Origin of the sequence: Massilia atriviolacea (assembly GCF_003953935.1) — a bacterium.
Classification (GTDB): Bacteria; Pseudomonadota; Gammaproteobacteria; order Burkholderiales; family Burkholderiaceae_D; genus Telluria_A; species Telluria_A atriviolacea.
Genome location: NZ_RXLQ01000011.1, coordinates 77,568 through 91,376, shown reverse-complemented (window position 1 = coordinate 91,376; position 13,809 = coordinate 77,568). Strand labels below are relative to the sequence as shown.

The 13,809-nt window shown below is 65.1% G+C and carries 1 protein-coding gene (cut by a window edge); it reads left to right on the top strand.

Annotation, left to right across the window (positions count from 1 at the left end):
• Positions 1-13,809, top strand: the 3' portion of a protein-coding gene (locus tag EJB06_RS20525) for an Ig-like domain repeat protein (RefSeq protein WP_164557977.1). 13,206 nt of this gene lie to the left of the window's left edge; 13,809 of the gene's 27,015 nt are visible here — the last part of the coding sequence; its start codon lies beyond the left edge, outside the window; its stop codon occupies positions 13,807-13,809.

Here is a 13,809-nt window from a genome sequence, read left to right as displayed (position 1 = left end):
GCCTTGCCGAGCGGCCTGGTGACGTTCCTGAGCGGTACAACCGTCCTGGGAACCGCCGCCGTCGTCAACGGTGTCGCTACCCTCGTTATGGCAAGCAATAATTTCGATATCGGCAGCCTGGCCATCGTGGCCGCCTACGCCGGCGACCTCGACAATCCGTCCGCACTCTCGGCGCCGTTGCAGCAAACGGTCACGGCTGGCACAAAAACGCTCGTCGTTGGCGCCAGCGAATCGGACCGCAAGACGCGCCGGTTCATGGACAGCGACGGCAATGTACGTTCCATCCTGGACGCCCAGGGCGGCTACACCGAGTACCGCTACGACGCCGCCGGCCGCCTGGTGGAGACCATTGCCTTCGCCAAGCCCTTGCAGGGCATGCAATCGGTTTATCAAAGTGAACAGGCCGGTCTCGCCAACCGCTACGATTCCACCACCGGCTGGCTTCCGTATCCCGATCCGGCCGATATCCATACCTTCATTTACTACGACAACCTCGGGCAGAAAATTGCCGAGGTCAACGGCGAGGGCTATCTGTCCGAGTACGCCTACGACGCCGGCGGTCGCCTGGTCGGCAGCACGCGCTACGCCACGCCGGCGCGCACCCCGGTCACTGTGCAATCGACCCTGGCGGCGCTGCGTCCGGCAGCCAATCCCGCCGACCAAAGCACCAGCCGCCGCTGGGATGTCAAGGATCGCCTGCTGAGCCAGACCGGCGCCGACGGCACAGTCACGTCCTACGTCTACGATGCCGCCGGCCGCATGGTGTCGAGCACCAGCGCGCAGGACACCAGCGAAGTGCGCACGGTATTGCGCCGCTTCGACGTCCAGGGCCGCGTCAAGGCCGAGCTGAACGGCGCCGGCAGCGCCCTGATCACGGGCGTCCAGAGCGCCGCCGAGGTCGATGCGATCTGGGCCGCGCACGCCACCACCTACACCTACGACGCGGCCGGCCAGCGCACCGGCAGCACCGATGCGCTCGGCCACCGCACCGTGTTCTTCCACGACGAGGCCGGCCGGGTGCGCTACACGGTCGATGCCGAAGGCGGCGTCACCGAAAACCGCTACGACACCCTGGGCCGTCTCGACGCCGTGCTGCGCTATGCCACGGCGATCCCGCCCGCAGCGCGCGCCGCCCTGCGCGGCGGCCTGCTGGCGTCGGCGGCCAACATGGCCGACGTGGCGGCACTGGCTGCGGCCGCCAACGCCCAGCCGGCCGCCAACAGCATCACCCGCATGCGCTACGACGCGCGCGGCCAGGTGGTGGAAACGAACGACGCGCTCGGCGCCACCACGCGCGCCAGCTACGACGCCTTCGGCGCCGTCGCGACGGTCACCGCGCCTGCCACCGCCGGCCACGGAGAAACCGTCACCACCACGACCTACGACAACATGGGCCGCCAGCTGACCGTGGCCCGCAGCGGCGATAAGCTGTATGTCAGGGAAAGCAATGCCTACGACCAGTTCGGACGCCTGACGCGTTCGGTGGACGGCAACGGCAACGTCACCGCGCTCGCCTACGACCGCCTGGGCCAGGTCGTCACGACCACCAATGCCGCCAACGGCGTGCGCAAGCAATCCTACGATGCGTTCGGACGCACGCTCACGGTCACCGATGCCCTCAACAACGTCACCCAGTACAGCTACGACACGGCCACGCGCAGCACCACCGTGCGCACCGCCGAGAAGGTCGAATCGGTCACGCGCCAGAACGCGCACGGCCAGGTGCACAGCGTCACCGACGGCAGGGGCAACACCACCAGCTTCCATTACGACGCCGACGGCAAGCTGGTCGACACCGTCACCCCGCTCGGCCACAGCACGCGCGACTATGACGCCGCCGGCCGCCTGGTCCACACGCAAGACGCTGCCGGCAACGACGTCAACTACACCTACGACGCCGTCAACCGCGTCCTGACCCGCACCCAGGACCAGGACGGGCTGGCGCTGACGACCCGCTACAGCTACGACGCCAAAGGCCAGCGCGTGAGCACCACCGATGCCGCCGGCACCGTCACGCTGACCGAGTACGACCTGCTCGGCCAGGTGCTGACCCAGACCCTCGACCCGACCGGCTTGAAGCTGGTCACGCGCTACACCCACGACGAGCGCGGCGCCACCCTGAGCGTCACCGACGCCGGCGGCAAGCTCACCGTGCACGCCTACGACGCGCTGGGCCGCCGTATCGCGACCACGGTCGATCCGGACGGCCTGAAGCTGACCGAAACCTACCAGTACGACAGCGACGACAACCTCGTGTCCATGGTCGACGCCGGCGGCAACCGCAGCCGGATCGCCTACGACAAGCTGGATCGACCGGTCTATACGGTCGACGCGCTCGGCTACGTCACGCAGCAGAGCTACGACGCCGAAGGACGGGTCACGCGGACCGTCAACTACGTCAAGCCGGTCAAGCTTGGTAACGCCGCCAGCGCCGATGTCATCGCCGGCCTGCTGGCGCCGAGCGCCGCCAAGGATACGGTCGTGCACCACGTGTACGACAAGGATGGCCGCCTGGCCTTCGACGTCGACGGCCTGGGCGGCGTGACCGCCTTCGGCTACGACGGTAACGGCAATGTCGAACGCCGCACCACGTACGCCACCCGCATCGCCATGTCGGCCTGGGTGCCGGGCACGGTACCGCCGGTGGTTGCCGATGCACTGCGCGACCAGACCCTGCGCACGGTTTACGACGCCCTGAACCGCCCGATCTTCACGCTCGACGGCGCCGGTGGCCTCAGCGAATTGCGCTACGACGGCAACGGCCAGGTCAGCGAGCGGATCGGCTATGCCAATACGCTCGCTACCGACACCGCCCTGACGGTAGTCGCGCTGCGTGCGGCGGTACTGGCGCGCGCCGATGCGGCGCGCGACCTGCATGTGCGCTACACCTACGACAAGGCGGGCCGCCTGGCCTGGGAAGTCGACGGCGTGGGCCGGGTCACCGGCTACAGCTACGACCGTGCCGGCAACCTGCTGCGCCAGATCCGCTACGAAAAACCGCTGGCCGCCGGCGCCCTGCCGTCGGCAGTCGAAGGCAGGGCGGGCGACCGCGTGACCCTGATGGGCTACGACGCCGCCAACCGCATGGTGGTGCAGATCGACCAGGCCGGGCAGATTACGCGTCAGAGCTACGACCGCGCCGGCAAGGTGGTCGGCCGCACCGTGTACGCCAACAGCGTCGCCATGCCGGCGGCGGGCAAGGTGCCGGCCGATGCCGTGCAACTGGCTTCGACGGTCGTTATCGATACGGCGCGCGACCAGAGCGTGCGCAGCGTGTACGACGCCATCGGCCGCGAACTGTATCGCGTCGACAGCGTCGGTGCCGTCACCGAACAGCATTACGATGCCGCCGGCCATGTCACCGAAAGCATCACCTACGCCACGCCTGTGGCGGCGTCGGTCAAGATGACCGCCGCCGACCTTGGCGCGGCGGTGGCGCTGCTCAAGGATTCAAAACGCGACAATCATGCGCGCTTCGTGTACGACGCCAACGGCCTGGTGCAATGGAGCGTGGAAGGCGAGGGCGACCTGTCCGCCTACAGCTACGGCCACATGGGCCAGCTGCTTGGCCGCACGGTCTACGCCAAGGCCATCCCGGCCGGCCTGGCCGAATACAACGACACGACCCTGAGTGCCGCTGCGCTGGCCGCCGCTTCAGGCATGGACGGCAAGGAAGTGCGCGTCTACGACAAGCAGAACCACCTGCTGTGGACCTACGACGGCACCGGCGCGCATACCCAGTTCCACTACGACGTGAAGGGCAACCTGACCTCGAGTGCGACTTCGGTCAGGCGCCTGGACCTGTCGCGCTTCGTGGGCGAGTTTGTGCCGTCGACGTATACGGACGAACTCGACATCGCCAGCTACCGCGTCTACGACGCCGCCAATCGCGTGGAGTGGACCATCGACGGTAACGGCGGTGTGGTGCACTTTAGCTACGACGGCAACGACCAGGTCGTCGAGCAGACCAGCTACGCCAACCGCATCGACCGCAGCAAGTGGGTTATCGGTTCGGCGCCGGCGGTGGTGGCCGACGCCACGCGCGACAGCGTGCAGCGCAAGGTGTACGATGCCGCAGGCAGGGTGATCCTGAGCGTGGACGGCACCGGCGTGGTGGTGCGCTACGCGTACGGCAGCAACGGCCAGGTCAGCGACAAGCTGCGCTATGCCGAGCCGATTGCGCTCTCGACCGCCGCCACGGCGGCGGCGATCGACGCCGCGTTGAAGCCGGACAGCGTGCGCGACCTGCACGAACGCTACGCCTACGATACTGCCGGGCGGGTAGCGCTGCAGGCCGACAGCCTCGGCTTCGTCGAAGGCTATCTGTACGACGTGCAGGGCAACCTGGTGCGCCAGGTGCGCTACAGCGCGCCGATCGCCAAGGATGCCGCGCTCGACAGCGTCAGGACCAGCGCCTCGGACCGCGTCAGCCTGATGAGCTACGATGCCGACAAGCGCCTCGTCCACAAGGTGGACGAGCATGGACAGATCACGCAATTGTTCTACGATGCCCACGACAACGTCACCAAGCGCATCAGTTACAACCAGCGCGCGCCGCGTCCGGACGCCGGCAGCATCGCCACCGGCGCGGCCATCGCCGCGCTGGTCAAGCCGGATGCGGCCAACGACCAGGTGTCGTTCAGCCTGTACGACGCCAGCGACCGCGAGATCGTCGGCATCGATGCCCAGGGCCGGGTTACCGTACGCCAGTACGACGCCAAAGGCCTGGTGAGCGACAGGGTCACCTACGCGGCCGGCATTGCTGTGCCGGCCGTGCCGACACTTGCGTCGGTCGCGGCGGCGGTGGCGCTCATCGCCAGCAGCGAACGCGACGACCACATCCGCTATGCCTACGATGCCGCCGGCCAGCTGGAGTGGAGCGTCAACGCTGCGGGCGACCTGAACAACTACGTCTATACCACCGGCGGCAAGCTCGCCACGGCGTTCACCTACCTGAACAAGGTGCCTGCGGGTACCGAACTGAAGGCCGAGGCATTGCGCGCCATGCTGCTGTCGGCAACGCCCGACGCCCGCCACGAGTACGTCTACGATGCGGCCAACCGCCTGGCCCGGACCGTGGACGGCACCGGCGTGGTGACCCGCTACCTCTATGACGGCAAGGGCAACCTGGTCGACAAACAGGTCCAGAACCACTACGTGGGCACGACCCCCGATTCGACCCTGCGCACCGTGTACGACGCGCGCAACCGCCCGCTGTTTACCATCGACGGCAACGCCAATGTGGTCGCGCTGAAGTACGACCTGTACGACAACGTGATCGAGCGCGTGGCCTATGCCAGGCCGATCGATCCCGCCACCGCGCTCACTGCCGAGGCGGTCGGCGCGGCCGTGCTGGCCGGGGCCGACGCCACGCGCGACGCGCGCAGCATGCGCGTGTTCGATGCGCTCAACCGCCTGGAATGGGAGTCCGATACCGCCGGCATGGTGACCTCGTACGGCTACGATGCCGACGGCAACGTCATCAGGCAGGTGCGCTACGGGATACCGGTTGCGATCGGTTCCGGACCGCAGAGCGTGGCCGTGTCGGCGCTGGACCGGGTGACCTTGACCGCCTACGACGTCGAGCGCCGTCCGGTGCTCAACGTCGATGGCGAGGGCTATGTCAGCCGCATGGTGTACGACGCGCGCGGCCGCCTGGCCGAGCAGGTCAGCTACGCCAACCGGGTGGCGCGGCCGCACGCCGGCAGCGCCGCGCTCGATGCCAGCTTCGTCATGCCGGCCGCCGATCCCGCGCGCGACCAGCGGGTGCGCAGCGTCTTCGACGCTGCCGGCCGCGAACTGTTCCGCCTGGATCAGTCCGGGGCCCTGGTAGCCTGGCGTTATGCGGGCAATGCGGTCGAACGGATCGCGTATGCCGTCGCCATCGGCGCCGATACCGCGCTGACGGTGGCCGCGCTGACCGAGGCTGCGGCCAGGGTGGCCGACGCGGCGCGCGACAACGACGTGCGCGAAACCTACGACGGCAACGGCCGCATGGCCAGTTCGACCAACGCCAACGGCGGCGTGACGCGCTACAGCTACGACGCCAACGGCAACCAGATCGGGATCGCCACGCCGGACGGCTACCGCATGCTGAAGGTATTCGATACCGAGGGCCGCCTGATGGCGACCCGCAGCGGCCAGGGCGGGCGCACCAGCTTCGCCTACGATGCCAACGGCATCCAGGTCGCCCGCGCCGGCTTCGGCGCGCTGACCGCCGCCAGCAACTGGTACGCTGCGCCGGACGCGGGGCGAGAGGGTGACGCCACCCTGCGCACCGTGTTCGATGCCGCCTACCGTCCGATCTACACGGTCGACAATTACGGCAACGTGGTCGAACAGCACTTCGACGCACGCGGCAATCTGCTCGAACGCATCACCTACGAAGCGCGCTTCGCGGCCAACACGGCCGTCAATGCGGCCACCGTGGCGGCCTTTGCCTTGCAGGCCGGCAAAGGTAACAATATCCACGTACGCAATGTGTACGATGCCAGAAACCAGCTCATTGCCAGTGTCGACGGCGGCGGCGCCGTCACCAGCTATGCCTATGATGGCGCCGGCAATCTGGTCAGGCAGATCCAGCATGCCACCAGGATCGCTCCCGGTGCCGATCCGGCCAGCGTGGCAAGCAGTCCGGACGACCGCGTCAGCCTGATGGCCTACAACCAGGATCGCCAGCTGGTGTATGCGGTCGATGCCGAAGGCGTGCTGCGCCACCAGCAGTTCGACGCCTACGGCAACATGACCGGCGTGACCCTGTTCGCCAGGCGCCTGGACGTGGCGGCGATGGCGCTGGCGGGCGGCTACGACCTGGGCAGCCTGGCCGCGATCGCGCCGACCCTGGCCAATCCGGCCGAGGACCGCAGCAGCCACCAGAGCTTCGATGCGCTCAACCGGCTCGCGTACAGCGTCGACGCGCGCGGCCACGCGCAGAAGAATACGTACGACCTGTTCGGCAACCTGGTATCGACCACGCAGTTCGCCACGGCCTACAAGGGTAGCGATTTCAGCAAGGCCGCCCTGGATACGCTGCTTGTGTCCGACGCGGCCGCCGATCGTACCGAGCTGTTCCGCTACGGCCCGATGGGCGGCGTGGTCTGGCACCAGGATTCCCTGGGCAATGCCGAAACGACGACCTACAACACGTCCGGACAGAAAGAGACTTTCCTCGACAAGAACGGCGGCCTGTGGAAGTACACCTACGACGCGGCCGGCCTCCTGCAGACCGAGACTGCGCCCGCGGTCCAGGGCAAGGACGGGCTGTACCAGCGGGTGGTCAGGACCGACTACGATGGCTTGGGACGCTTGAGCTATCGCCTGGAAACGGGGAATGGCCAGACGCGTGCCAACAGTTTTAGCTACGACAATTTCGGCAAGCAGGTCGAGATCAAGTTCGGCAGCAATGTCGAGTACAGCACCACGCAAAGCGGCCTTGGCAGCGTCGACGCGGGCGCCAGCAAGATCGACTACAACGGCCTGGGCCTGGCGATCCGCAAAACCGATGTCAGCGGTTATGTCAGCAACAGCGTCTACGACGCCAGCGGCAAGCTGCGCTTCGACATCGACGCCAAGGGCTATGTCACTGGCTACGAGCGCAATGCGTTCGGCGAGGTCACCAGGCTGACCCGTTACGCCAGGCCGGTCGTGCTGCTGCAGCACGCGCTGCCCGACAGCGCGGCGATGGAAACGCTGGTCGCCGGCCTCGATCACAGCCAGGACCGCACCATCGTCAGCACCTACGATCATGCGGGCCGGGTGCTGGAAGTGACCCAGCCGCCGGTGTACGTGATCGATCCGGACGCGGCCGACGCGGCGCAGCGCGGCTTCGTGGCCGGCGCGGTGACGCGCAACAGCTACAACAGCTTCGGCGACGTCACGCGGGTATCGACCCTGGTCAATCCGTTGAGCGGCCAGTGGAGCGTGGTAAACAACTACTACGACCAGCGCGGCCAGCTCAGCGCCACGGTCGACGCCGGCGGCTACCTGACGACGCACACCTACGACTTTGCGGGCAACCGCAAGGAGACGGTGGAGTCGGCCAAGGCCATTGCGGGTTGGAGCGGCAAGGAAGAGAAAGCGCCGGCGGCCCAGGCGGACGTGCGCGACCGCACCGTCAGCCGGACCTACGACAAGGCCAACCGGGTGCTGCGCGAGACCAGCAGCGACGGCGCCGGCGACGCGCACGTGCGCGTGAACGAGTACGACGCCGGCGGCCATGTCACGCTGACCAAGGCGTGGGGGCCGGGAGCGAGCGATTCGGCAACGCCGTCGCGCATGTTCTACGACGTGCTGGGCCGGATGACGGCGATGCTCGACGGCAGCCACCCGATCGGCGACGGGCTCGGCCTGACCACGTACGAGTACGATATGTACGGCAATGTGGCGGTCGAAACGCGCTTCGCGAACGGCTCGCAGAGCCCGACCAGTCCGCTGCCAGCGGCGCCCGGTCCGGACGACCGCACCCGCCGCACCGAGTTCAACCAGCAGGGCAATCCGATCCGCGTGACCGACGCCGAAGGCAACGATCACTACTTTGCCTTCGACCGTACCGGCTCGCTGTCCAGGAAATGGAGCTACGCCAAGGCGGGTCCGGGTACCAACGGCGGCTATGTCGGCTTCAGCAGCCGTGGCTACGACCAGCTGGGCCGCTTGGTCAGCGACAGCAATACGGGCGAAGTCAACGACTACAACGCCTTCGGTGAAATCGTGCGCCAGACGCGCGGCACCCGCGTGATCACCTACGACTACGACAATGCGGGCCGACTGTGGCGCACCAACGAAAGCGGCGCCGACCAGATCCGCCTGTACGATCTGCAGGGCCGCCTGAGCGTGACCCTGGGCAGCGGCGGCAAGGACCATGGCGACCGCGCGCTGGGCGGTTTCGCCAGCGCCGCCGAGGCCTTGGCGTTCGGCGACCTGCGCCGCGTCGATTACCGCTACGACGCCGCCGGCCGCATGATCCAGACCGACATGCCGGCGTCGGAAGCCGGGCGTGCGCGCGTGGTGCAGCAGTTCGATCGCTGGGGCAATCTGCTCAGCAAGACCGAACCGGGCCCGGCCAGCGCGGCCGGGCCGACCACCACCTTCACCTACGACATGCAGAACCGGGTGACGAGCGAGCGCAACGCGCGCGCCGACGGCAGCGCAGGCGGACGGGTGCGCGAGTACCTGTACATCTTCGGTGCGCAGGGCGCGGTGATGGGGCGCCAGACGATCGACCGCGAAAGCGCCGACGTCACAGGTCCGTCCGCCAACGATGCCATGCATGCGCGCTGGCGCGTGACGACCGACACCTACACGCCTGCGGGCAAGTTGCTGTCGTCGTCGACCAATGGCCTGACGAGCGAACGGCATACCTACGATGCCTTCGACCAGCTGCGCACGGACGAACTCGACCCGGCGAAGAAGACCTTCTATACCTACGACCGCCTCGGTCACGTGAAGACGGTCAGCCACAGTCCGGTGGAGCTGTTCGGCGTGGTGCAGGGTTCGGCGGCCGGTTCGAGCGGCGGAGCGCCCGACTTCGGCTCGCCATTCCCCGTGCTGAACACGGTCAGCCTGGGCAGCCAGGCCCTGAGCGAAAGCTATACCTACGATGTCCTGGGCTTCCTGGCCACGGCGACCAATACGGCCGGCCAGGTCACCCGCTATGTGCATAACGAGAAGGGCCAGCTGCTGCAGATGACGGCGCCCGGCAAGCCGACGGTGTTCACCACTTGGGACAGCGAGGGTAAAAAGCTGTATACAAAAGATATCTTCGGCTACGAGGCGCGCTGGAGCTACGACAGCAACGGCCGCATGGCCACGTCGACCGGCTACGACGGTTCGCTGACCACCTACACTTACGACAACGCCGGCCAGCAGATCGGCACGATCCAGCCGTCCAAAGGCCAGGTGACGACCTACACCTACGATGCCGTGGGCCAGATGAACGGCATCAGCGAAGTGGTCTCGGGTCCGAACGCCAAGCCTGCCTACAACAAGCAGACGACCTACGGTTACGACCTGGCGGGCAACCGTACCCTGGAACGCACCATGCAGGACGGGCGCATCTTCCAGGACAACACCCAGCGCTACGACATGCTGCGGCGCCTGGTCGGCACGGTCGCCAACGATCCGTACGAGGGCGCGCAGTCGCTGGCGTTCGAGTACGACGGCTTCGGCAACCGCAGCCGCTTCACCTCGAGCGCGCCGGGCAAGGGCGCGCAGCGCAATGAAGACGGCTACTTCATGTTCGACGCCCTGAACCGCATGATCGTGTCGAATGCGGCGGACGGGGCCGGCACCGTGAGCAGCGCGTCGGTGGTGCGCACCTTCGAGACTGGCGGCAAGCTGAGCACGTCGACAAGGGCCAACCGTACCGAACGCTACGAGTACGACGCCATGAACCGCCTGGTGAGCACGAGCGTGAACGGGAAGTTCGCCTTCGCCACCAGTTACGACGCCCTCGGACGGGTGGTGGCCGACGCGGTCCAGCCGGACTTGCCGACCGACCTGACCGGCGGATTGGTGATGCCGACGGCGCCGGTCGCCCCGGTCGCGCCCGAGGTGCCGCCGGCCGGCAGCACGGCGGCCGTGATGGAGCTGTACGCCAAGCAGAACGCGCAGTACAAGCTCGACCTGGCCGCCTACGACAAGGCCGTGGCAGCCTATCCGCAGGCGGTACAGGACTTCAAGGACCAGCAAGCCTATCTGGGATCGATGTATGGCGTGCTCGACACGGCCAGCGGCTACGAGCGTCACATCCGCCTGTTCGATGCCGCCGGCAACATGACCCTCGAGCAAGCCTTCCAGGACAATGGGCGCATCAAGCACCAGGTGACGAATGAAAAATTCGACATCGGGGGCAACGTGCTGGCGTATCACGTCGATTCGCTGGTGGGCGACCACGTACTCAATACTTACACGAACACCTATCGTGTGGGCGTGAACGGCATGGTGGCCGATGGCAGCTCGGGCTATATGCGCATGATTACCGGCAAAATGGCCGGCAAGCGCGGCGACACGTCCAGCAACCGGCAGATCTACGATCCGAACGGCGTGATGATCGGCATCGAGTACATGAACAGCGGGGCGAAGCCGACCTCCGGTGCGTGGATGAAGACCTTCATCACCGATGCGCGCGGGAATATCCTGCTGAGCCGGATTGCCGAACACGATTCGCCGACGCAGGAACAGCACCAGATCATCACGGATGGCGAGCTGCTGCTGCGCTACAGCACGACGTACGGCGGATTCGGCAAGAACGTCAGCGACGACGGCAGGAACGCCTTCTGGAAAGCCTACGACAACGAGGTCAGCCAGAGTATGCTGACCCCGGGCGGCGTGAATGCGGCCGGCGAAAGCGCGGCCAGCGGCGGCACCGTGGAAGCGGCCGATGGCGATACCCTGAGCAGCGTGGCGCTGCGCGTGTATGGCACGAAGGATGCTTGGTATCGCCTTGCGGAAGCGAACGACCTGGAGTTCGACTCGGTCCTGAAAACCGGGCAGGTGCTGGTGACGCCGGCGGTGGCGACCGATGGCGGCAGCAAGCTGAGCTTTAATAACGGCAAGCTGGTCGGCAGTACCGCGCCGACCCTGCCGGCACCGCCGCCGCCGAGCGACAACTGCTTCGTGGCGATGCTGCTCATCATCCTGGTGATCGTGGTGTGCATTGTGGCGCCGTATGCGGCGGCGGCGGCGGCTCAGGTTGCCGGGGCGGGCTATGCCGCGGCGGCGCCGTTCGTTGCGGGCGCCATCATGGGGGCGGCGACCAGCCTGGCCACGGAAGTGGTGTCCGTCGCTGCGGGCAAGAAGGATAGCTTCGAATGGAAGAATGTTGGCATGGGGGCGGTGACCGGCGCGATCAGCGGCGGGCTCAATCTGACAGGCGTTGCGGCGGCCGATGCGGTGATCAAGAGCGTCGTCGTGCAGGGCGTGTCGATCGCCACCGGCATGCAGGAGAAATTCAGCTGGGCTGCGGTGGCGGGCGCTGCCGTCAGTGCCGGGGTGACGCAGGCGATGACGCCGGAGTCGTCGGTCAATCTGGGAGACAGTCAGGCCCAAAACATACCGACCGAGCGCTTCAGTGATGGCTTCTCGCGTGGTGCGATGGCCGGGCTGGCGGGGCGGATGACGACCGCCCTGCTGTCGCCGGGCAAGGTGAACTATGCGATGATAGCGCTTGGTGCACTGGGTGATGGGGTCGAGAGCGGCGTTGCGACGGAACGAACCTACATGAGCGCACGCGGGAAAGGTTTGTTCGGCAATTCTATTGTTCGGAATGACGAACTTGGCTCGACCAGGACGGAAAATTCTTATTCGGTTGCGCTCGGCAATCCGCCGGGAACCAGCTTGACAAATCGCGGCCAATTTGAAACTTACACAAGACCGGAAGTAGAGGGGCAAGGCACGTTGTTGCCGGGTGCTGAGGTCAACGCCCCGATGGACGGGATGAAATTCGCCTCCATAGGACCGAGTAATATTTACGCACAAATGCTCGCGAACCTGACGTCACATGACAGCGAATACGACTTCGTCTCGCGAGCAGAGTTGACGGAACTGTCACGCGCAGCAGACGCAAATGGAGGCGTACTTCCTACGATGACTCCAGCTGGCGATGGCCCCGTTAACGAACCAAGCTATTTGGCTCAGTCTGAAGTTGATAGAGAGAATTATCTTTTGGCACAGCGTTCCGGCGCGGTATCCAGTATGTCTACGGCGGGAATAGTCAAGTCGGAGGGTAAGGATTATTATTTGACAATGCGCGATAAAAATGGACTTGGAATCTATCAGAGCAGGGACTTTACGACCAGTTCTTATAGTGAACCGATAGGCTCTGGATCTCCGACCGGGAGCGATGCGCAAAACAATATTCCGCAAGTGATAATTAGAGGAAAACGCGATACTTCTCAATCGGTTGAGGATTCAGCTAAGCAGGCTATGCGACTATCGTGGCTGAATTTTCTTGGCGCCCCCACGCGTAGCGTCGTGAGAAATCCGAATCCGGTTACTCCCCAGATAACCGTGCCTAGATCGCCGGAGAGACTCCTGTCGAGACAGGAGATCGAAGATCGTGATAAACAATTAATGCGGCTTGCCACAGTAAATTCTTCTGGCCGGCCGCGAACAAGCACTGCAAGAAGCAGAAACGCTTCCGCGGAAAGTGCTCGAATGGAACGGTGGAATAGTACGAAAGAACATATCGTCCGCGCCGCGTTAATAGCGGATGTCGATGCAGGTGTTCTGGCGAAAATCGCAAATTTTGAGTCTCGTGGATTTGATGTGACTGCAAGGCCTATCTCTCGGCGAGCACCAGCTCTGAACACGAAACGACAATTTGATGGTGTTATGGCAATGTCAACAGCCCACGGTTTAGGGCAGTTGTTGGACGGTGCTTGGAAAGATATGGTGAATAACTATGGTTCCAAATATGGAATTGAAAACGCTCGCAACCTGTCAGAGACTGAAGTTAAAAGATATCGTACCGACGTGGCGATTCAGGCAGGAACATTGGCCGAGTTTACAAGGATCAATGTCGTAGCGGGGAGGCAAATCGGGGGAGCGGATGACGACGCGAATGTATATGCCTTACATAACCTGGGCGCCGGCGATGGAAGACGATTCCTGACCGCTTATCGAAATACTCCGAACGCTTCGGTGCGAAGTGTGCTTAGCAATCGAGTCATTTCGGTGAACACATCTCTTTACGGTGACGACGGTTCCATGTCGCTTAGTCAGGCATACAGAAATATGGGTAATGTGATGAGGGCCGGAGATGCGTTTGCAGACGAGGCTAGAACAATGCAGAGAAATTTAAGGAATAGATAA